Annotated in this window: 23 protein-coding genes; 13 read left to right on the top strand and 10 right to left on the bottom strand. The window is 66.0% G+C overall.

Annotation, left to right across the window (positions count from 1 at the left end; all coding sequences use genetic code 11):
* Positions 1–28: 28 nt before the first annotated feature.
* Positions 29–349 carry a YqjD family protein gene (locus tag DN388_RS12880; protein ID WP_043861132.1) on the bottom strand — a complete coding sequence of 107 codons (321 nt, stop codon included), beginning with the start codon at positions 347–349 and terminating at the stop codon, positions 29–31.
* A gap of 130 nt (positions 350–479) precedes the next feature.
* On the opposite strand from DN388_RS12880, the gene DN388_RS12875 reads away from it, so the two are divergent.
* Positions 480–734 carry a hypothetical protein gene (locus tag DN388_RS12875; protein ID WP_043861131.1) on the top strand — a complete coding sequence of 85 codons (255 nt, stop codon included), beginning with the start codon at positions 480–482 and terminating at the stop codon, positions 732–734.
* Between the two features lie 14 nt (positions 735–748).
* On the opposite strand, the gene DN388_RS12870 is transcribed toward DN388_RS12875, so the two are convergent.
* Positions 749–1,237, bottom strand: coding sequence for an LEA type 2 family protein (locus DN388_RS12870; protein ID WP_255000093.1), 489 nt, complete (start codon positions 1,235–1,237; stop codon positions 749–751).
* A 235-nt stretch (positions 1,238–1,472) separates the two neighbouring features.
* On the opposite strand from DN388_RS12870, the gene DN388_RS12865 reads away from it, so the two are divergent.
* The 3 genes from DN388_RS12865 to zapE all read left to right on the top strand — a co-directional run bounded on the left by DN388_RS12865 (position 1,473) and on the right by zapE (position 4,109).
* Complete coding sequence (locus DN388_RS12865; RefSeq protein ID WP_229590274.1) at positions 1,473–1,718, top strand: hypothetical protein; 246 nt, start codon at positions 1,473–1,475, stop codon at positions 1,716–1,718.
* A 28-nt stretch (positions 1,719–1,746) separates the two neighbouring features.
* A complete protein-coding gene (locus tag DN388_RS12860; protein ID WP_255000092.1) occupies positions 1,747–2,895 on the top strand; it encodes a PQQ-dependent sugar dehydrogenase in 1,149 nt (382 codons plus the stop codon).
* A gap of 104 nt (positions 2,896–2,999) precedes the next feature.
* Positions 3,000–4,109, top strand: coding sequence for a cell division protein ZapE (gene zapE / locus DN388_RS12855; protein WP_255000089.1), 1,110 nt, complete (start codon positions 3,000–3,002; stop codon positions 4,107–4,109).
* Positions 4,110–4,115: 6 nt separating this feature from the next.
* Here the strand turns inward: zapE and DN388_RS12850 are convergent, their stop codons facing one another.
* Together DN388_RS12850 and DN388_RS12845 are read right to left on the bottom strand one after the other, a co-directional pair.
* Positions 4,116–4,550 carry a YqaA family protein gene (locus tag DN388_RS12850; protein WP_043861126.1) on the bottom strand — a complete coding sequence of 145 codons (435 nt, stop codon included), beginning with the start codon at positions 4,548–4,550 and terminating at the stop codon, positions 4,116–4,118.
* Positions 4,551–4,560: 10 nt separating this feature from the next.
* Positions 4,561–4,992 (bottom strand): DUF411 domain-containing protein, encoded by a 432-nt coding sequence (locus DN388_RS12845; protein WP_043861125.1) that lies wholly within the window; start codon positions 4,990–4,992, stop codon positions 4,561–4,563.
* Positions 4,993–5,260: 268 nt separating this feature from the next.
* Between DN388_RS12845 and DN388_RS12840 the strand changes: the two genes are divergently transcribed.
* The 3 genes from DN388_RS12840 to DN388_RS12830 all read left to right on the top strand — a co-directional run bounded on the left by DN388_RS12840 (position 5,261) and on the right by DN388_RS12830 (position 7,409).
* Positions 5,261–6,397, top strand: coding sequence for a sterol desaturase family protein (locus DN388_RS12840; RefSeq protein ID WP_043861124.1), 1,137 nt, complete (start codon positions 5,261–5,263; stop codon positions 6,395–6,397).
* Between the two features lie 70 nt (positions 6,398–6,467).
* Positions 6,468–7,214: an SDR family oxidoreductase gene (locus tag DN388_RS12835; protein ID WP_043861123.1), complete on the top strand. Its 747-nt coding sequence runs from the start codon at positions 6,468–6,470 to the stop codon at positions 7,212–7,214.
* A gap of 9 nt (positions 7,215–7,223) precedes the next feature.
* Positions 7,224–7,409: a DUF1289 domain-containing protein gene (locus DN388_RS12830; protein ID WP_043861122.1), complete on the top strand. Its 186-nt coding sequence runs from the start codon at positions 7,224–7,226 to the stop codon at positions 7,407–7,409.
* A 41-nt stretch (positions 7,410–7,450) separates the two neighbouring features.
* Here the strand turns inward: DN388_RS12830 and ppk2 are convergent, their stop codons facing one another.
* The 4 genes from ppk2 to DN388_RS12810 form a co-directional block, all read right to left on the bottom strand.
* Positions 7,451–8,485 (bottom strand): polyphosphate kinase 2, encoded by a 1,035-nt coding sequence (gene ppk2 / locus DN388_RS12825; protein ID WP_043861121.1) that lies wholly within the window; start codon positions 8,483–8,485, stop codon positions 7,451–7,453.
* 205 nt (positions 8,486–8,690) lie between these two features.
* Positions 8,691–10,052 carry an LLM class flavin-dependent oxidoreductase gene (locus DN388_RS12820; RefSeq protein WP_255000081.1) on the bottom strand — a complete coding sequence of 454 codons (1,362 nt, stop codon included), beginning with the start codon at positions 10,050–10,052 and terminating at the stop codon, positions 8,691–8,693.
* Between the two features lie 17 nt (positions 10,053–10,069).
* Entirely contained in the window at positions 10,070–11,050 is a 981-nt protein-coding gene (locus DN388_RS12815; protein ID WP_054916509.1) for an aliphatic sulfonate ABC transporter substrate-binding protein, read from the bottom strand.
* Between the two features lie 283 nt (positions 11,051–11,333).
* Entirely contained in the window at positions 11,334–12,257 is a 924-nt protein-coding gene (locus DN388_RS12810; RefSeq protein WP_255000077.1) for a hypothetical protein, read from the bottom strand.
* A 268-nt stretch (positions 12,258–12,525) separates the two neighbouring features.
* Here DN388_RS12810 and DN388_RS12805 point away from each other — a divergent pair, with 268 nt between their 5' ends.
* Positions 12,526–12,813, top strand: a complete 288-nt coding sequence (locus DN388_RS12805) for a hypothetical protein (protein WP_043861117.1) — start codon at positions 12,526–12,528, stop codon at positions 12,811–12,813.
* Between the two features lie 267 nt (positions 12,814–13,080).
* On the top strand, positions 13,081–14,277 hold the full coding sequence (locus DN388_RS12800) for an HPP family protein (RefSeq protein WP_255000075.1): 1,197 nt from the start codon (positions 13,081–13,083) through the stop codon (positions 14,275–14,277).
* On the opposite strand, the gene DN388_RS12795 is transcribed toward DN388_RS12800, so the two are convergent.
* On the bottom strand, positions 14,218–15,081 hold the full coding sequence (locus tag DN388_RS12795) for a LysR family transcriptional regulator (RefSeq protein WP_229590252.1): 864 nt from the start codon (positions 15,079–15,081) through the stop codon (positions 14,218–14,220). The two genes, DN388_RS12800 and DN388_RS12795, sit on opposite strands and share 60 nt — an antisense overlap.
* A gap of 144 nt (positions 15,082–15,225) precedes the next feature.
* Here DN388_RS12795 and DN388_RS12790 point away from each other — a divergent pair, with 144 nt between their 5' ends.
* The 4 genes from DN388_RS12790 to DN388_RS12775 all read left to right on the top strand — a co-directional run bounded on the left by DN388_RS12790 (position 15,226) and on the right by DN388_RS12775 (position 20,051).
* Positions 15,226–16,170, top strand: a complete 945-nt coding sequence (locus DN388_RS12790; RefSeq protein WP_255000072.1) for a LysR family transcriptional regulator — start codon at positions 15,226–15,228, stop codon at positions 16,168–16,170.
* Between the two features lie 85 nt (positions 16,171–16,255).
* A complete protein-coding gene (locus DN388_RS12785) occupies positions 16,256–17,668 on the top strand; it encodes a DOPA decarboxylase (RefSeq protein ID WP_255000071.1) in 1,413 nt (470 codons plus the stop codon).
* Between the two features lie 206 nt (positions 17,669–17,874).
* On the top strand, positions 17,875–19,044 hold the full coding sequence (locus tag DN388_RS12780) for a p-hydroxyphenylacetate 3-hydroxylase oxygenase component (RefSeq protein WP_255000069.1): 1,170 nt from the start codon (positions 17,875–17,877) through the stop codon (positions 19,042–19,044).
* A gap of 62 nt (positions 19,045–19,106) precedes the next feature.
* The gene (locus DN388_RS12775; protein WP_043861111.1) at positions 19,107–20,051 is read left to right on the top strand and encodes a p-hydroxyphenylacetate 3-hydroxylase reductase component; all 945 of its coding nucleotides are present in this window, start codon (positions 19,107–19,109) and stop codon (positions 20,049–20,051) included.
* Positions 20,052–20,112: 61 nt separating this feature from the next.
* Here the strand turns inward: DN388_RS12775 and DN388_RS12770 are convergent, their stop codons facing one another.
* A complete protein-coding gene (locus DN388_RS12770) occupies positions 20,113–20,502 on the bottom strand; it encodes a VOC family protein (RefSeq protein ID WP_255000067.1) in 390 nt (129 codons plus the stop codon).
* Positions 20,503–20,556 lie beyond the last annotated feature (54 nt).

Genomic DNA, 20,556 nt, shown 5'->3' with positions numbered 1-20,556 from the left:
GGGAGCGGGCTTGACCCGCGATTGGGTGTCAGGAGCGACGTCCCAGCAACAGCCCGACCACCAGCCCGAAGCCGGCCGAAATCGCCACGGTCTGCCACGGGTGGCCGCCAATGTAATCCTCGGTGGCATCCACCGCCGGCTTGGCCTTTTCACGCACGCCGCCCACCGCATCCAGGGCCTGCTTGAGCTTGAGGCCCACCTGTGCGCGCAGGGTCTCGGCTTCTTCGCCCACCAGGGTGGAGCTGTCCTTGAGCAGCTTGTCAGACTCTTCGATCAGCGCCTGCAGTTCGCTGAAGGCCTGGTCCTTGATTTGTTCGGCATCGGCTTTAAGGGTGCTTTTCCTGGCCATGTACGCTTCCTCGTTGAATGATGGTCACTGTATCAATGGATGCCTGAGCGCGCCGAAAGTTGCAGCGCCTTGGCGGCGCTCGGTGGCTACAGTGTAAGATAGCCCCCATTTTCAAGTGGCAGGAATCCCCATGAGTTTCAATCTGGCCAACATGAGCTTCGCCGAGCGGGCACAGATCGAGGACGAGAAGTCGCGACTGTTCGAGCTCTGGCAATCGAACCTGGGCAAGGCCAAGGCCGAAGCCGCGCGGCTGATCAGCGAGAAGCCGCGGCGCAAGGGCAAATGGGCCGAGTGGGTGCGGGCCGAGCTCGACGGCATGTCGCCGCCGGAGTTCGCCAACATGGTGCGCAGCGAAGTCAACAAGCTGATGGCGGCTGCCAAGTAGCCGCCCCCCCAGCGCTACCACGCCGTATCGGTGGGCTTGGGCAGCGCCAGCCGCCCGCTGTCGGTGAAGCGCATCGTGCCGAAGGCGCCCCCGGCCAGCTTGCCGCGCAGCACATAGGGCATGCCATCCAGGTTGCTCACCCGGCTCAGGCCCACGGCCTGGCGCAGCATCGAGAAGGCGGTGATGTTCACCGGAATGCTCAGTACCGCTTCGTCATAGCGCCCGATGCTGCCGTGCTGATCGCTGACCCCGGTTGCCAGCGGCTGGCCATTGACCTCCAGGTTGAGCGCCACGCCGTTGTAGTCGATGGGCGTTTCATTGGGGTTCTGCACCCGCAGTTTCACCGCCATGCGCATTTCCAGGTCCTGGCCGGGCAGCGGCTCGATGCCGATCACGCTGATGGTCAACGGGTCGCGCCCCTGCAGCAACGCGCAGGCGCTCAGGCTCAGGGCCAGCAGCAGGCCCAGGCCGACACGCAGGGTATGACGCAGGAAACAGGGCATGGGGCTTGGCTCCGGACAAATGTCTCTGCAGTGTGGCAAATGCCCGGCGCGGTTGAAAGTGGCGCAAGCAGCGTAACAATCTGAATCATCTCCGGCCCGGCGACGGGTTTCGTCGCGAACCTCTCGCGCCGTAGGCTATCCAACGCCTGGGGCCACTGACGTTGTGCAGGAGATGAACGCGATGAACCGATGGTTGCCGGCCCTGACCGGCGCAGCACTGAGCCTGATACTGGGCATGCCTGTTCAGGCCGCCGACGCGGGCAATCCCTACAACGACCCGGTGCGCCGCGCCAACCCCAATTCCCAGCAGGGCACCGTGCGTTCCACGCCACCGCCGCGCGGGCCTTCCACCCAGCCGCTGCCGCGCCCACCCACCCTCGACAATGGCGGCATCGGCAACGGCCAGAACCTGCGCCGTGAACAGGTGCCGCCGCGCCTGGACCCCTCCCGCCCGCCGCGCGAATCGACGCGTACGCCCTGATCGCTTGGCCCACTGCAAGGAACCCTGCATGTCTTCACGTACCTGGCTACTCTCCCTCTGCGCTGCGGCGCTGTTGCCGCTGACCGCCACCGCCGCCCCCGAGCGCACCTTCCCCAGCGAAGAAGGCCAGCTCACCGTCAGTACCCTGGCCGAGGGGCTGAAGAACCCCTGGGCGCTGGCGTTCCTGCCCGACGGGCAGGGTATGCTGGTGACCGAGCGCCAGGGCAACCTGCGCATCATCAGTGCCGACGGCAAGGTCGGTTCGCCGTTGAGTGGCGTGCCGCAGGTGTGGGCCAAGGGGCAGGGCGGGTTGCTCGACGTGGCGCTGTCGCCGCAGTTCAAGCAGGACCGCATGGTCTACCTCTCGTATGCCGAAGGCGGGGGTGATGGTGACACGGCCGGTACTACCGTGGGGCGCGGCCGCCTGTCGAGCGACAACCTGCGCCTGGACGACTTCAACGTGATCTTCCGCCAGCAGCCCAAGCTGTCCAGCGGCAACCACTTCGGTTCGCGGCTGGTGTTCGACCGCGACGGCTACCTGTTCATCGCCCTGGGCGAGAACAACCAGCGGCCCACCGCCCAGGACCTGGACAAGCTGCAGGGCAAGGTGGTGCGCATCCTGCCCGACGGCCAGGTGCCCAAGGACAACCCCTTTGTCGGCCAGAGCAACGTGCGCCCCGAGATCTGGTCGTATGGCCATCGCAACCAGCAGGGCGCGGCATTGAACCCGTGGACAGGCGAACTGTGGACCAACGAGCACGGGCCTCGCGGCGGCGACGAGATCAACATTCCCAAGCCGGGCAAGAACTACGGCTGGCCCCTGGCGACCCACGGCATCAACTACTCGCTGCTGCCGATACCCGAGGCCAAGGGCAAGCGCGTCGAGGGCGCGGTGGACCCGCTGCACGTGTGGGAGAAGTCCCCGGCCATCAGCGGCATGGCGTTCTACGACAACCCGCGTTTCAAAGCCTGGGACCACAACCTGTTCATCGGCGCGCTGGCCGCTCAGGAGCTGATCCGCCTGCAACTGGATGGCGACAAGGTGGTGCATGAAGAGCGCCTGCTGGGGCAGTTGAATGCGTGTATTCGCGATGTGCGGGTGGGGCCGGACGGCTTTCTCTATGTGCTGACCGACGAGAGTGACGGTGCGCTGCTGAAGGTGGGCCTGACGCAGTAAGCGGCGGCGCGTCCTTCGCCGGCAAGGCCGGCTGCTGCAGGCGAAGCACGCCCCGCAAACCTCACTGATGCTACCCTTGGCCTTTTTCCGCACAGGCCCCCGGCATGTCCAGCCTCACCCCGCTGTCGTTGTACCAGCAATCCATCGAACTCAATGGCTTTGTCCCCGACGCTGCGCAGCAGCATGCCGTCGACTGCCTTCAAGCCTGCTACGAGGCTCTTGAGCGCGGCGAGGTGGCGCGTGGGGTGTACCTGTGGGGCCCGGTCGGGCGCGGCAAGACCTGGCTCATGGACCAGTTCCACCGCTGCCTGCAGGTGCCCGCCCGCCGCCAGCACTTTCACCACTTCATGCGCTGGGTGCATCAGCGCCTGTTCCAGCTCAACGGCACCGCCGACCCCTTGCAAGCCCTTGCCCACGGCCTGGCCGAAGAGATCCGCGTGCTGTGTTTCGACGAACTGTTCGTCAACGACATCGGTGACGCCATCATTCTCGGTCGCCTGTTCCAGGTGCTGTTCGACAGCGGCGTGGTCATCATCGCCACCTCCAACCAGCCGCCGGCGCAGCTCTACGCCGACGGTTTCAATCGCGAACGCTTCGTGCCGGCGATTGCCGCCATCGAGCGGCACATGCACGTGGTGGCGGTGGACGGCGGCCAGGACCATCGCCTGCATCCCGGTGCCGAACTGCAACGCTACTGGGTGCGCCAGCCGGGCCAGCCCAGCGCGCTGGGCCAGGTGTTCGAGCAGTCGAGCGCGGGTGAACCGGTCACCCGCGAGGACCTGAGCCTGGGCTACCGCACGGTCAAGGTGGTGCGACGCAGCACCTCGGCGGTGTGGTGCACTTACAACGAACTGTGCGAGCAGCCCCTGGCCGCCATGGACTTCATGGCCCTGTGTGATCGCTTCAAGGTCATTCTGCTGGGCGAGGTGCCTGCACTCGGGGCCCGGCAACGACCGGGCAGAATCGCCCGCGGCACCGAGGACGGCGCCGAGCGGGTAGTGGCGGGGGATCGCGAACTGCCGCAGCTGTCGATTCACGACGACAGCGTGCGGCGCTTCATCGCGCTGGTCGATGAATGCTATGACCGCCGCGTGGCGCTGTACGTGGAGGCCGAGGTGGCACTCGAGGCGCTGTATACCGAAGGCTACCTGGAGTTCCCGTTCCGCCGCACCCTCAGCCGGCTGCGCGAGATGCAACTGCAACGCTTCTGCTGAAGCCGCTCAGCTGTGCACCCAGCCCAGGGTCAGCAGCACCAGCACCAGGTAACGCCCGGCCTTGGCCACGGTCACCAGCAGCATGAAACGCCAGAATGGCTCGCGCATGATCCCGGCGATCAGCGTCAGCGGGTCGCCGATCACCGGCATCCAGCTCAACAGCAGCGACCACTGGCCATAGCGCTGGTAGCGCTGCTGGGCCCTGTCCAGCTGGGCCTGGCTGAACGGAAACCAGCGCTTGTCGCGCAAGTGCTCGATACCCCGGCCCAGCAGCCAGTTGACCACCGAGCCCAGTACATTGCCGGCGGTGGCAATCGCCAGCAGCAGCAACCAGGCATCAGGTTCGTGCAGCAGCAGCCCGACCAATACCGCCTCGGACTGCAACGGCAGCAGGGTGGCGGCGCCAAAGGCGCTGAGGAACAGCCCCCAGCCGCTCAGCATGGCGCCGTGCTCACGGGTAGTTGGCGACCACTTCGTCGGTGCCGTCGCGGGTCAGGCCGATGACCTGGTAGGCATCCTTGTGATCGCCCATCTCCATGCCTGGCGAGCCCATCGGCATGCCCGGCACGGCCAGGCCGCGCAGGTCGGGACGCTTGGCCAGCAGCTGGATCTGCTCGGCCGGCACATGGCCCTCGACGAACTTGCCGTCGATCACCCCGGTGTGGCACGACGCCAGGCGCGGCGCCACGCCCAGGCGCTGCTTGACTGCACTCATGTTCGGCTCCACATGGTCATTCACGCTAAAGCCGTTGTCGCGCAGGTGGCTGATCCATTCCTTGCAGCAACCGCAGTTGGGGTCGCGGTACACATCGATGGTCTGGCCGGCCTGGGCCAGCGCACTCATGGCCAGCAGGCCGAAGGCAACGAAATTCTTTTTCAGCATCGTGGATCTCCGGGGCCGCCGTCAGGGCAACCCGCGTCTCGAATGAACGGTGGTCGGTCAGTGCAACAGGGTAACCGGGCTCATGGCTGGAGCATAGCCGGGTGAAGCTGTCGCCAGACTGAGCGCTGCATTACAGATTTGTAAGGTAGGACACTGCCTGCGTGACCTGTGGGAGCACTCGCTCCTCTAACCCCAAACGATGGCGTCGTGCCTGGTCAGGGCGACCATCGGTGATGGAGTACCACAGTCAATCAAGGAAACATGACCCATGCAGGCACTCAAGGCCTACTTCAAGCGTCACGGGCACGAGCCGTTCCGGTTCGGTGAAGGGCGTATCAGCGGCTACCTGTCGGCCATGCTCGGCTTGCTCAGCCTGCTGGCGGTGCTGTGCTTTCTGTTCCCGCAGTGGCTGACCTTCGGCGAGTTCCGCAAAGTCTACAGCGAGCAGTTCGCCCGCACCCTGCTGCTGGCCGGGCTGGTGCTGGCTTTCAGCCTGGGCACCCTCAACATCCTGCTCAACCGGCGCAAGCGCCTGGGCTTCACCGGCATCAGCGCGGCGGGCCTGGCCGTGTTTCTGGGCGGCACCAACATTCAGACCGAAACCATCGGTCAAACCCCGTATTCCCTTGGCCTTGACTGGTTCGTGCTGGCGCTGCTGGTTTCGGCGATCATCTTCATCCCGCTGGAAAAGCTCTACGCCAAGGACCCACAGCAGAACATCCTGCGCCCGCAGTGGCGCACCGACCTGAGCTACTTCTTCGTCAGCCACATGCTGGTGCAGTTCATCCTGATCTTCGTCACCGCCTCGTCCACCTGGCTGGCCGGCTGGGTGGTGTCCGAAACGCTGCAGGCCAAGGTGCAGAGCCTGCCGATCGTGGTGCAGTTCGTGCTGGCGGTGTTCGTCGCCGACCTGGGGCAGTACTGGCTGCACCGCCTGTACCACGTGGTGCCGTGGATGTGGCGCTTCCATGCGGTGCACCATTCCAGCACCGCGATGGACTGGCTGGCCGGCTCGCGCATCCATTTCGCCGAAATCCTGCTGACCCGCACCGGCGTGCTGGTACCGCTGATCCTGCTGGGCTTCTCGCCGCAGGCGATGAATGCCTACGTGATCCTGGTGGGCGTGCAGGCGGTGCTGGCGCATGCCAACGTGCGAATCGACGGCGGGTGGCTGAACTACGTGCTGGTGATGCCGCGCTACCACCACTGGCACCATGCCCGGCACAAGGACTACATCTACAAGAACTACGCGATCCACCTGCCCCTGGTCGACATGCTGTTCGGCACCTTCAAGCTGCCGCGCAAGGAATGGCCGACCCGCTACGGCGTGTTCGGCAAGGACCTGCCCGAAGGCATCGTGCGCCAGCACCTGTACCCGCTGCAAAAGCCCGAGCCCAAGGCCTGATAGCCCTTTGCCCGCTGCCCCATGCTGCGTTAGCCTTGCCGGGTGAACGGCATTGGGGCCAGGAGTATCCATGGACAACGTGATCATCATTACCGGCGCCGGTCGCGGCATTGGCGCGGCCACTGCGCTGGCCGCTGCGCGGGCCGGCTACCGCATCTGCATCAACTACCTTGCCGATGACGCCTCGGCCCATCGCGTGCTGGAGCAGGTGCGCGCGCTGGGTGCCGAGGCGATCACGGTGCGCGCCGATGTCAGCGTCGAGGATGAAATCATCCAGCTGTTCCAGCGTGTCGACAAGGAACTGGGCCGTGTCACGGCGCTGGTCAACAACGCCGGCACCATCGGCCACCAGAGCCGGGTGGAAGAGATGTCCGAGTTTCGCCTGCTCAAGCTGATGAAAACCAACGTGGTGGGGCCGATGCTGTGCGCCAGGCATGCGCTGCAACGCATGTCGACCCGCCATGGCGGGCCGGGCGGTGCCATCGTCAACGTGTCATCGGTGGCCGCGCGGTTGGGTTCGCCCAACGAGTATGTCGACTACGCCGCCTCCAAGGGCGCGCTGGACACCTTCACCCTGGGCCTGGCCAAGGAAGTGGCGGGCGAGGGCGTGCGTGTCAATGGCGTACGGCCGGGCTACATCTTCACCGACTTCCATGCCCTCAGCGGCGATGCCGAGCGGGTTCGCAAGCTGGAACCGGGCATCCCCATGGGCCGTGGCGGGCAGGCGGCCGAAGTGGCCGAAGCGATCCTGTGGCTACTGTCGGACAAGGCCTCCTACACCACCGGCAGCTTCATCGACCTGGGCGGTGGGCGCTGAGCGCGCAGCATGGCCAAGGATATCGACAACCCGTGCATCTCGGCGTGCAAGCTCAGCGGCGAGCTGTGCGTGAGCTGCGGGCGCAGCAAGGACGAGATCAAGCAGTGGAAGCGCATGAAGCGGCCCGAGAAGATGGCCACGGTGGAGCGGGCGGCCAAGCGCCTGAAGGCCCTGAAGAAGAAAAACAAGCGCTAGGCCGCAGGTAGCGCGCCATCCTGACGCGCCCCCAGCGGTGGTCAGTGGGTGTTGACCAGGTCCTCTTCCTCCAGCCCGCGCGAGGCGCGGCCGACCAGCAACGGGTCGGGCTGGTGGGCGACTTTCGGGTCCTTGTCGGGGTAGTCCAGCGTGTGCAGGAAGTGGCGGATGCAGTTCAGGCGCGCCCGCTTCTTGTCGTCCGACTTGATCACGGTCCACGGTGCATCGGCAGTATCGGTGTGGAAGTACATCGCCTCCTTGGCGGCGGTGTACTCGTCCCACTTGTCCAGCGACTTGATGTCGATGGGCGAGAGCTTCCAGTGCTTGAGCGGGTCGTCACGGCGCGAGATGAACCGGCGCAGTTGCTCTTCGCGGTTTACCGAGAACCAGAACTTGAACAGCAGGATGCCGCTGTTGCACAGCATGCGTTCAAGCTCCGGGGTCTGACGCATGAACTCCAGGTACTGCATCGGCGTGCAGAAGTCCATCACCCGCTCGACGCCGGCGCGGTTGTACCAGGAGCGGTCGAAGAAGACCATTTCACCGGCGGTGGGCAGGTGCTGGATATAGCGCTGGAAGTACCACTGGCCCTTCTCCTGGTCGGAAGGTTTTTCCAGGGCCACGATACGCGCGCCACGCGGGTTCAGGTGCTCCATGAAGCGCTTGATGGTGCCGCCCTTGCCGGCGGCATCGCGGCCTTCGAACAGCACCACGATGCGCTGGCCGGTGGCTTTTACCCAGTTCTGTACCTTCAGCAGCTCTATCTGCAGCTCATGCTTGGCCTTTTCGTACTCGGCGCGGCGCATGCGGTTGCGGTAGGGGTAGTTGGCGGGCAGGGCGGCAGACACGCTGTCTTCGTTGGAGCCGCGACGCGGCGCACTGGCCACCTGCAGCGCGGCAGGCTCGTGGCTGATGGCACTGATTTCGATTTCGGCAGGGATCACCTGAGCAGGCTTGCGCGGGGCGCGTGGGCGGCGCGAACGAGTGACGGCCGCTTTGGGCGTGGCCGGCGAACTGCTGTCGTTGGACGAGGCGGATGGCAGGGGCAGGGGGTGTACGGTGGATTCTTCGCTCATGGTGGGCCTGTTTTGCGTTCTGATTTCCTCTATCTAGTGTAGGAGTGTGATTTTGCGATCTGTTGATCCTGGTCAATAGCGTGGAGGCAAGTGGCCATATATCACGCGGTAACGGTGGTGCTGCAATCGCGGGTCAAGCCCGCTCCCACAGAAACCGTCGAACCTGTGGGAGCGGGCTTGACCCGCGATTGCAGACGGCACGGTCTCAGATCTGCACCAACCGCCCCGCATGCTCGGCCGGCAACCGATCCCCACGCCCGAACAGCTTGTGGCGCAAGGTGCCCGCCTCATACTCGGTGCGATAGCGCCCGCGCCGCTGCAGTTCCGGCACCACCGTGTCGACCACCGCCTGCAGGTCATCCGGCACCACCGCGTAGGTGAGGTTGAAGCCGTCGATGCCGGTGGCATCCAGCCACTGCTCCAGCTGGTCGGCAATCTCCACCGGCGACCCCAGCAGCACCGGGCCACGCCCGCCCAGGCTGACGAACTCCGCCGCCTCGCGCACGGTCCAGCGCCGGTTCGGGTCCGACCTGGTAAAGGCGGCCAGCGCCGTGCGCCCGGCATCGTTTTCGATGTACTCGATCAGCGCATCCGGCTCCAGGTTGGAAAAATCGATGCCGGTCCAGCCCGACAGCAAGGCCAGCGCCGCCTCGATATCCACGTACTGGCGGTACTCGTCCAGCCTGGCCTGGGCCGCTTCGCGCGTGTCACCCACGATCAGCAGCGCCTGCGCGTATATCAGCACCTCGCCTTCCTGGCGCCCGGCCTCGCGCGTGGCCTGGCGAATGCCGTCCACATAGCTGCGCAGTACCGTCTGGGTCGGGCCGCTGATGAACACGCATTCGGCATGGGTAGCGGCAAAGCGCTGCCCGCGTGCCGAGGCGCCGGCCTGGAACAGCACCGGGGTGCGTTGTGGCGATGGTTCGCTCAGGTGCACGCCAGGCACCTGAAAGTGCGCACCGGCATGCCCGATCGGGTGCACCCGCGCAGGCTCCACGAACACCCCGCGGGACCGGTCGCGGACCACCGCATCGTCGTCCCAGCTCTTCTCCCACAGCTTGTAGAGCACCTGCAGGTACTCCTCGGCCAACTCGTAACGCTCGTCGTGGGCCAGCTGCCGGGCCAGCCCCAGGTTGCGCGCGGCGCTGTCCAGGTAGCCGGTGACGATGTTCCAGCCCACCCGCCCGTCGCTCAGGTGATCGAGTGTCGACATGCGCCGGGCGAACGGGTACGGGTGCTCATAGGTGAGGCTGAAGGTGATGCCGAAGCCCAGGTGCTCGGTGACCCCGGCCATGGCCGGCACGATCAGCAACGGATCGTTCACCGGTACCTGCACGCCGCCGCGCAGGGCTGCGTCGTGGCTGCCCTGGTACACGTCGTACACGCCCAGCACATCCGCGATGAACAGCGCGTCGAAACGTCCGCGCTCCAGCAGCCTGGCCAGCCCGGTCCAGTAGCTCAGGCGATTGAAATCGCTGCTGGTGTTGCGTGGGTGGCGCCACAGCCCCGGCGACTGGTGCGTGGCGGCGTTCATGCTGAAGGCGTTGAAACGGATGGGCTTGGACATGCTCGAATCGCTCGCGGTCAAGGCAGTACGGAGACGGGGTACACGGCGTCGGCGACCTTGAGCGGCTTGGGAATCAGGCCCAGGCCCTGGAAGGTGTCCGCCAGCTTCTGCTGTTCGGCCGTGATCTCGGGGGTGATGGCCACCGCGTTGTAGTTGCGACGCTCGCTGGCCACTTCCAGCACGTCGGCGCCGATACCCAGTTGCGGAGCCAGCAGGGCCGCCACTTCCTTGGGTTTTGCGTTGGCCCAGTTGCTGACCTTGCCCAGCTCGGTGAAGAAGGTCTTGAGCACACCACGGTTCTCGTCGGCAAAGGCTGGCGAAGACAGGTAGAAGGTGCGGTTGTTGGTCAGCCCGGTGCCGTCGCGCAGGGTCTTGAGGCCGGGTTGTTTTTCCGCTGCGGCGAGGAAGGGGTCCCACAGGGTCACGGCCTTGACGCTGCCCGATTGCAGGGCGGCCACGGCATCGGCGGCGTTGTTGACGTAGGCCGGGTCGATGTCCTTGTAGCTCAGGCCGGTGTCCTGCAGGGCCACGGCCAGCAGATACTGGGCATTCCAGCCGCGACCGGTGGCCACGCGCTGGCCCTTGAGGGCGGCGATATCGGCGACCTTGTCCTGCTCGCGCACCACAATGCCGATGCCGCGCGGGTAGGGCTGTTCGGCGGCCAGGTACACCACCGACTTGCCCGATGCCTGGGCGAACACCGAGGGCGCATCGGCGGCGTGCCCCAGGTCGATGGCGCCGGTGCTCAGGGCCTCGAGCAACTGCGGGCCGGCGGCGAACTCGTACCAGCTGACCTTGATGCCTTGCGGCGCCAGGGCTTTTTCCAGGGCGCCGGAGCCCTTGAGAATGTTGACGCTGTTGAACTTCTGGTAGCCGATACGCAGGTTCTTGGTTGGCTCGGCGTAGGCGGCCGGGCCAGGCAGTACCAGGCTGGCGAGCGCGGCAAAGGCACCGCCAAGCAGCAGGCGGCGCAGGGTCGAAGGAGGTTTGCTGGACATGGTGAGGGCTCCGCAGGCGGGTTCGTCAGGTGTTTTCTGGTAGGGCCTGAAAGTAAAGGCTGATGCCCGCGGAGTGCAATTTTTTTATTACTTTTAGTTAGAACAAATAGTTATTTTTATATCCTTTTTGAATTTATCGGCCGTGCCAGTCGCCCACAAAAAAGCCCCCGACGGGTCGGGGGCTTTGTGTGTGCATCAATGCATGAACAAGGCGATCAGAATGATGATCGGGATAGGCACACCGAGGAAGAACAGCAGTATCGAGCGCATGGTGAATCTCCTGTCAGAGGGTACGGGCAGTGGTGGGGTCGACGCGCACCGGGTCGGCCGTCAGGAACACGGCGGCATCACGGCGACGGCCACCCCAGATGGCGAACAGGCTGGCGAAGAACGCGCCGCACAGCAGCGCCACGAACATCCACAGCGCAGAGGCGGCAGCGGCCTTGAGTGCGGCGTCGGCCAGTTGCTTGGCCTCTTCGATGGCCTGGCGGGCTTCGGCGAACACGGTGTCGATGCGCTGTTCGGCTTCTGCCTGGCTGATCTGGGTGCGCTGGGCAATCACGTTGGCCAGGTAGGCACGGTCTTCGGCGTTCAGCTGGCCGTCGGCCAGGCCACGCACGAAGATGCGCGCGGCAATGCCGTGGGCCGCGTCATCGGTGACCGCCACCGGGCGTTCGTCACGGAACAGCATGTCGATGAAGTAGGCCGAATCGTCATTGCTCGCCTTGCTGCTGTTGGCAGCCGCGCCGGCACCAGCCGCAGCCACGCCAGAGGCCGCCATCGCGCCGGCCTGGACGCCGCCGCTCACCACCGAGCTCACCGAACCCACCACCAGCACCGCAGTTACCAGCGTGGCAAAGGCCCAGGCCAGGAAACCGTGGGCGGTATCGCGGAAATACACTTCATCGCCATGCAGGTTGGCCCATTTGACCCGCAGCCGCCCGGCGATGTAGCCGCCCAGGCCCGAGGCAATGATCTGCGTCAGCGCCAGCCACACGATGCTCGAAATACCCAGTTGCTTGGCCGTGGCGCCATCACCCGGCCACGGCGAGACAGCCGAGAACCCCAGGCCGAAGCCCAGCACGATAAGGATCAGCGACAGTGCGGCGGCACCGGTGGCACCGGCGAAGATGGCCGCCCAGGACACCCCTGAGTGGCTGGAGGTGTCCCCCGCGGGGACGGCGTAGGTATCGGCACTTGTAATCATTGTTGGTGCTCCAGTCATGAAATGGGTCTTCCCCCTCCTGTAGAGCAGTTGCTGTGCCAAATGCTACGAAATATTTATCCTTTCAAAATCAATCAGTTGTAAAACAGAACCGTCCTAAGGCCATGCAGCCTGCATGAGTGCCCGTTTTGCCTCATGCAAATTGCAACCTTGCGCCCGACGGGGATTCCCCACACCCCGCCTGGTGGCTTACCCTAGCCGCCGGTTGGCGCCAGTGGGCGTCACGCATTCCTGCCGTTGGAGCTCTAGCATGTATCAAGACACCGCCACCGTGACCGTCAGCGCCGAATACGCAGGCAAGGAGACCGAGGCCGTGGACAATGCCAATGTGTTGATCGGGTTGAAGGTCGATGGCGAAACCCGCTTCACGGTCGAGTTCAACGGCAAGCTGGACGCCCCGCAGGACCCCACCCACATCTGCGTCACCCTGAGCAACGGCCTGTCCTATCACGGCGAGATCACCGATGGCAGGGCCGATGAAGTGGGTGGCTACATCGCCTTCGACTGCGACGGCATCGACCCGGCACTGCTTGGCTGATTCGGCCGTTCAGGCCCGGTCAGCGGCAGGAGCGCAGCCTTGCGCTCCTGCCAGAACCCTCCCGCCGGCTCATCCAGCAAAATAATTGCACTCAAGCTGCATTTTTTTGCGTTGGAGCCCATCCCCGCTTTTGTTCAGACTGCGCGCATCCGAACCCCCGGATTTCCATCTCCAGGGACGGAGCCCTTTGCGTATTGCCCCCTCGCGATACAAAGCCCCCTCGTCTTGGGCGGGCTTCTTTTATTTCAACAGGTACCAGGTCGTCGCATGTCCACCCGCCGTCTGAACAACTGGCTCGATCGCTTCATCCCCGCCGCGTTGCATATCCCGCCCAAAGAGTGGCTGCGGGCCGGCCTTGGCGCCGTGCTCGGCCTGCTGGTGGCCGGCGGACTGTGCAGCGTGCTGTTCGGCAACGCCGTCACCCTGCACCTGATGGCCCCGCTGGCTGCGTCGGCGGTGCTGCTGTTCGGGGTGTCCTCGGGCGCACTGTCGCAGCCCTGGCCGCTGCTGGGCAGCTACAGCTGCGCGATGCTGGTGGGCCTGGTGCTGCACCACTGGCTGGGCGCGAGCCTGGTGGTGGTGTGCATGGCGCTGGTGCTGGTGGTGCTGCTGATGTGCCTGCTGCGCTGCCTGCACCCGCCGGGCGCGGCACTGGCGGTCAGCCTGGCGATGGCCGACCCGTCGCTGGCGAGCCTGGGCGCCCAGGTGGTCGAGCCGGTGCTGCTCAATGCCCTGTGCCTGCTGCTGGTGGCAGTGGTGTACAACCGCCTGACCGGCGTGCGCTACCCCAAGATCGTCGCCCCGCGGCCCGACCTGCACCGTACCCAGGATGCGCCCGTGAGCGAGCGGGTAGGGGTGAGTGCCGGCGACCTGGACCGCGCATTGAATGAACTGGGCGAGTTCGTCGACGTGACCCGTGATGATCTGGAGCGCATCATCCTGGCCACCGAGCGCCATGCCTTGCAGCGCAGTCTGGGCGGCATGACGGCTGCCCGGGTGATGTCGCGCGACGTGCAGTCCGCCAGCCCGGACACCACGCTTGAGCAAGCCTTCAAGATGCTGGGCGAGCATCGCCTGAAGATCCTCCCCGTGCTCGACGAGGCGCGCCAGCTGGTGGGTATCGTCAGCGTCGGCGACCTGCTCGATTCGGCAATGGCCGCATGCCGTTTCAGCTGGCGCGCGCTGTTCGGCCGGCGTCGCCCGGTGCGCCTGGAACAGGTCATGACCAAACCGGTACGCAGCGTGAACAGCGACGAACCGGCGGTGGCCCTGATCCCGCTGCTGTGCGACCAGGGCCTGCATTGCCTGCCGGTGCTCGAAGCCGGGCAACTGGTCGGGGTGGTCACCCAGACCGACCTGATCGGCGCGCTGCACCAGCAACTGCTGCAGCGCGAGCAGGCCGGTCTAGATCAGCGGGTCCCAGCGCTGGGACCAGTCACTGTCCCCCGCGACCACGCCGCGTAACAGGCCAAACGCCTGTTGCAGCGCTGCCGAGTCGCGCTCGCGGGCGTACACCAGGTAGGTCGGGTAGGTGAACTCGGGCGCCTGCGGCACCCGTTCGAGCACGCCGCAGTCCAGGTAGCTCTGCACCACGCGGGCGCGAAAGTAGCCGCTGCCGCCGTGTTCGAGGATGTACTGCAAGGCCATCGGGCCGAGGTTGAAGCTCAAGGCAGGGCGCGCGTGCTCGGGCAGCGCCGCGTCATGCTGGCGGCGGAACGCCTCGCCCCAGTCGATGTAGATATACGGCTCGGGCTGGCCGGCACGGCGTACGCACACCAGCTTCTCTTCCAGCAATTGCTCCACCTGCACCCCCGGGCCGTACCCCGGCTGGTACACCAGCGCGGCATCCAGCAGGCCCATGTCCAGTTTGCGCAGCAGCGTGTCGCTGTCGCCCACCTCGCTGCGGATCGCATGGCTGGGCACCTTCTGATGCAGTACGCGAACCCAGTCCAGCAGCAGCGGGTTGCACAGGCTGACTTCGCCGCCGATGTGCAGCACCTGGTAGCCGCCGGCGGGCAACGGCAGGTCGCGCCGCGCCGCCTCCCAGGTGTGCACCAGCTGGTTGGCGTAGGCCACGAAGCCCTTGCCGTCGGCGGTCAGGCTGGCGCCGTTGCGGCTGCGCACGAACAATTGGCAGCCGAGCAACTGCTCGAGCTTCTGCACCCGTGCGCTGATCGCGGTCTGGGTCACGTGCAGATGCTCTGCGGCGGCCACCAGGCTGCCGCTGCGCACGATTTCGATGAAGGTACGCGCCAGGTCGATATCCATGGGGGCCTCGTGTTCTACCAGCGCACAGTCTAGAGCTTTCAGTGCCCTTGTAGGAGCCGGCCTTGCCGGCGAAGGCCACGCAACGGATTTTGCATCAGGTACAAAACCCCTTAGCCTAGGGCGACTACACAGCCGGAGCGCGCCTTGAACCCCACCTTCGCCTCGTTGAGCCTTGCGCACCTGCGTACCCTCGACACGCTGTTGCAGCTCAAGAACCTCAGCCATGCCGCCGAGCGCCTGGGCAGCAGCCAGTCGGTGCTCAGCCGCCAGCTGGCGCACATGCGCGAAGCCTTCGACGACCCGCTGCTGGTTCGCCAGGGCCGCGGCTATGTACTCAGCGAACGGGCCCAGGCGCTGGTGCTGCCCCTGCGCCAGGTACTGGGCGAGCTCGACGCCCTGCGCCAACCCGAGGCCTTCAGCCCGCAGCGCTGCGAGCGGCGATTCTGCCTGGCCGCCTCCGACTACATCGCCGAACACATGCTGCCGTTGCTGGTCAGCCGCCTGGCCGAGCAGGCGCCGGGGGTGTCGATCGACTACCGCAGCTGGTCGCCGGACCAGTTCGAACGCCTGGCCAGCGGTGAAATCGACCTGGCCACCACGCTGTTCGACAGCGCCCCGGCCAACCTGCACGGGCGCATGCTCGGCGAGGATCGCGCGGTGTGCCTGATGCACCGCGAACACCCGCTGGCCCGGCACGCCGAGTTGAGCCAGGACGACTACCTGGCCCGGGGGCACGTGCGCATCTGTGGCGGCGGCGACAAGGACAGCTTCATCGACCGCCACCTGCGCGGCCAGGGCCTTGCCCGGCGCATCACCCTGCAGGTGCCGTTCTTCTCGGCGGCGGTGCAGGTGGTGTGCGCCAGCCAGACACTGGTCACCGTGCCCGAGCACATCGCCCGCCAGCTCAGCCGCCTGCACCCGGTGGTGTGGCGCCCGCTGGCGTTCGTCGAACACACCCAGCGCTACTGGGTGGTGTGGCACCAGCGCCTGCAGGCTTCGGCCGAGCACCGCTGGTTTCGTGCGCAGGTGTTCGAGCTGTGGCAGCAGTCGCAGTTCGGCGTCACCGGCAGCTATGTGGATTCGCCATAGCAGCTATGCGCGGCGCGGCGTGTTTCAGCGGCCAGCCAGCGCCTAGACTCGCTGGCACTGCAATCACCCCCACAGGAGCCAGCGCGTGAGCCCAGAAGAATTTCGCCAGCAAGGTCACCAACTGATCGACCGCATCGCCGATTACCGTGCCAATGTCGCCAGCCTGCCGGTCATGGCCCAGGTCGAGCCGGGCTACCTGAAGAATGTCTTGCCCCAGGCCGCGCCGCAGCAGGGCGAGCCTTTCGAGCAGATCCTCGCCGACGTGGACCAGCTGGTGATGCCCGGCCTGTCGCACTGGCAGCACCCGGACTTCTTCGGCTACTTCCCCTCCAACGGCACGCTGTCTTCGGTGCTGGGCGACTTTCTCAGCACCGGCCTGGGCGTGCTCGGCCTGTCGTGGCAGTCGAGCCCGGCGCTGAGCGAGCTGGAGGAGACCACGGTCGACTGGCTGCGCCAGATGATCGGCCTGTCCGGTGCCTGGAGTGGGGTGATCCAGGACACCGCCTCCAGCAGCACGCTGGTGGCGCTGATCTGCGCCCGCGAGCGCGCCAGCGACTACGCGCTGGTCAAGGGTGGCCTGCAAGCGCAGGCCCGGCCGCTGATGATCTACACCAGCGCCCAGGCCCACAGCTCGGTAGACAAGGCCGCGCTGCTGGCCGGCTTCGGCAAGCACAACATCCGCTACATCGAAGTCGACGAAGCCTTCGCCATGCGCCCTGAAGCGCTGGCAGCGGCCATCGAGCAGGACCTTGCCGCAGGGCTGCAACCATGCGCGGTGGTCGCCACCACCGGCACCACGGCCACCACCGCCCTCGACCCGCTCGAACCGATCGGCCGCATCGCCCGCGCCCATGGCCTGTGGCTGCATGTGGACTCGGCCATGGCCGGTTCGGCGATGATCCTGCCCGAATGCCGCTGGATGTGGACCGGCATCGAGCAGGCCGACTCCATCGTGGTCAATGCGCACAAATGGCTGGGGGTGGCGTTCGACTGCTCGCTGTATTTCGTGCGTGACCCGCAGCACCTGATCCGTGTGATGAGCACCAACCCCAGCTACCTGCAGTCGGCGGTCGATGGCGAAGTGAAGAACCTGCGCGACTGGGGCATCCCGCTGGGGCGCAGGTTTCGTGCGTTGAAGCTGTGGTTCATGTTGCGCAGCGAAGGCGTGGAAGGCTTGCAGCAACGCCTGCGCCGCGACCTGGGCAATGCTCGCTGGCTTGAACAGCAGGTAGGTGCGGCGCCGGGCTGGGAGGTGCTGGCGCCGGTGCAGTTGCAGACCCTGTGCATTCGTCACCAGCCTGGCGGGCTGGAAGGCGAGGCACTGGACCGCCACACCCGCGCCTGGGCCGACCGGCTCAATGCGTCGGGCGCGGCGTATGTGACCCCGGCGACGTTGAACGGGCAGTGGATGGTGCGGGTGTCGGTGGGCGCGTTGCCCACCGAGCGCGAGCATGTGGCAAGGCTGTGGGAGGGGTTGCAGCAGGTGGTCAAGGGCTGATCCCTGCGGCCCCTTCGCCGGCAAGGCCGGCTCCTACCGATAGCAGGCGCCGGCCTTGCCGGCGAAGGGGCCCATGAAAAGTACAACCTTGCCTCTGGAAGGTGCATTTTCCCCCCGTCACACCCATCCCATACTGGCGCTGCATCCGCCGCCAGCTGCCCACCTCGCAGCCCGGCCCGGACATCCAATAATAAGCAGGGCCCTCCATGAAAAAGCCAAACCCGCTGCTTGAAGACCTCAAGCCACTGTTGCCGACCATCGCTGCCAACGCCGCCCGTGCCGAGCAGGATCGCCAGGTACCCGCCGAAAACATCGCGCTGCTCAAGGGCATCGGCCTGCACCGCGCCTTCCAGCCCAAGCTGTATGGCGGCCTGGAAATTTCCCTGCCCGAATTCGCCGACTGCATCGCCGCGCTGGCCGGTGCCTGTGCCAGTACCGCCTGGGCCATGAGCCTGCTGTGCACCCACAGCCACCAGCTGGCGATGTTCCCGGCCCGGTTGCAGGAAGAGATCTGGGGCACCGACCGCGACGCCACTGCCAGCAGCAGCATCGCGCCGTTCGGGCGTATCGAGGAGGTCGAGGGCGGCCTGCTGTTCAGCGGCGAGATGGGCTGGAGCAGCGGCAGCGACCATGCCGAATGGGCCATCGTCGGCTGTCGCCGCGCCAACGCCGAAGGCACCCAGGACTACTGCTTCGCCGTGCTGCCGCGCAGCGACTACGTGATCCGCGACGACTGGCACGCTGCGGGCATGAAGGGCAGCGGCACCAAGACCCTGCTCATCGACAAGGCCTTCGTGCCCGAGTACCGCATCCAGAAAGCCAAGGACATGATGGAAGGCAAGTCCGCCGGCTTCGGCCTGTACCCGGACAGCAAGGTGTTCTATTCGCCGTACCGGCCGTACTTCGCCAGTGGCTTTTCCACGGTCAGCCTGGGGGTGGCCGAGCGCATGCTCCAGGCCTTCCGCGAGAAGACCGCCAACCGCGTGCGCGCCTACACCGGCGCCGCGGTTGGCGCAGCCACCCCCGCATTGATGCGCCTGGCCGAGTCCACCCACCAGGTGGCCGCCGCGCGGGCCTTTCTCGAAAAAACCTGGCAGGAGCACGCCGACCACAGCGCCCGCCACCAGTACCCCAGCCGCGAGACCCTGGCGTTCTGGCGCACCAACCAGGGCTATGCGGTGAAGATGTGCATCCAGGCCGTGGATCGCCTGTTCGAAGCCGCGGGCGGCACCGCCTGGTTCGAGGCCAACGAGATGCAGCGCCTGTGGCGCGACTCGCACATGACCGGCGCCCATGCCTACACCGACTACGACGTCTGCGCGCAGATCCTCGGTCGCGAGCTGATGGGCCTGGAGCCCGACCCGAACATGGTGTGAACACCGCGCCCTGCCCATAACAACAACGTACGGCTGCCCTGGCGGCAGCCGGGGAGTCTTGCATGTCTACTGAACCTGCCGTGGCCTTCGACAGCCGCGCGTTCCGCCGCGCCCTGGGCAACTTCGCCACCGGCGTCACCGTGGTCACCGCCGCCGATGCCGCGGGCAACAAGGTCGGGGTCACGGCCAACAGCTTCAATTCGGTCTCGCTGGACCCGCCGCTGATCCTCTGGAGCCTGGACAAGCGCTCCAGCAGCCTCGCGGTGTTCGAGGCCGCCAGCCACTTTGCGGTGAATATCCTGGCCGCCGACCAGATCGAGCTGTCGAACAACTTCGCCAAGCCACGGGAGGACCGCTTTGCCGGCATCGAGCATCGGGCGGGCGAGGGGGGCGCACCGCTGCTGGCCGATTGCGCCGCGTGCTTCCAGTGCGAACGCCATCAGTTGCTCGACGGCGGTGACCACTGGATCATGCTGGGCAAGGTGGTAGCGTTCGACGATGGCGGGCGTTCGCCGTTGCTCTACCACCAGGGTGCGTACTCGATGGTGCTGCCGCACACCCGCATGACCCGACGCGAAGAGGGGCAGGCCCCCAGCAGCCATTTTCAGGGGCGCCTGAGCCACAACCTGTACTACCTGATGACCCAGGCGCTGCGTGCCTACCAAGCCAGTTACCAGCCGCGCCAGCTGTCCAGTGGCTTGCGCACCAGCGAGGCGCGCATGCTGATGGTGCTGGAGAACGATGCGGGGTTGAACCTGGCCGACCTGCAGCGCGAGGTGGCGATGCCGGCGCGAGAGATCGACGAGGCGGTGGCCAACCTCAAGCGCAAGGGGCTGGTGTGCGACAGCGAGGCGGCCGGGCATGTGCGCCTGAGCGTGGCCGGCATCGACCAGACCGAGGCCCTGTGGACGATTGCGCGCGAGCAGCAGGACACGGTGTTTGCCGCGTTCAGCGACGAGCAGATCGAGACGTTCAAGACGGTGCTCAAGGCGGTGATTCGCGCTTGAGCCAAAGGCTTTGCCAGCAAGTACGGCCCTTGTAGGCGCCAGCCTTGCTGGCCAAGCGCTTTCAACCCATTGGCGAGCACAGCTCCACCAGCACCCCGGCCGGGCAGCGCAAGTAGGAAACCGTCTGGCCCCAGGGCTTGCTCTGCGGCGCCCTGATTTCCTCGGCGCCGTTGACCAGGGCATTGGCGTGGGCCGCCACGACCTTCTCGGTCACCAGCGCGATCTCCATGCCCAGGGGCTTCTGGCTGTTGCTGGCGGCAACGAAACCTTCCGGGAAATTCGACTCGCCCAGTTCCAGCGACGCGAAGGCCAGGGTGGTTGGCCCGGTGTCCAGCTCGCCGTAATCGCCGGACTCATGCAGAAAACGACGCTTCAGGCCGAAGGCATTCTCGAAGAAGCTCAACGATGCCTCGACATCGGGTACATAAACGATGGTGTAGCCCAGTTTCATACACATTCCTTGTCGGTGTTTGCTGTAGGGGCCGGCCTTGCCGGCGAAGCAGCC

This window comes from Pseudomonas sp. S12(2018), assembly GCF_024355235.1.
GTDB lineage: Bacteria > Pseudomonadota > Gammaproteobacteria > Pseudomonadales > Pseudomonadaceae > Aquipseudomonas > Aquipseudomonas palmensis.
This window is presented reverse-complemented; position numbering and strand designations above follow the sequence as displayed.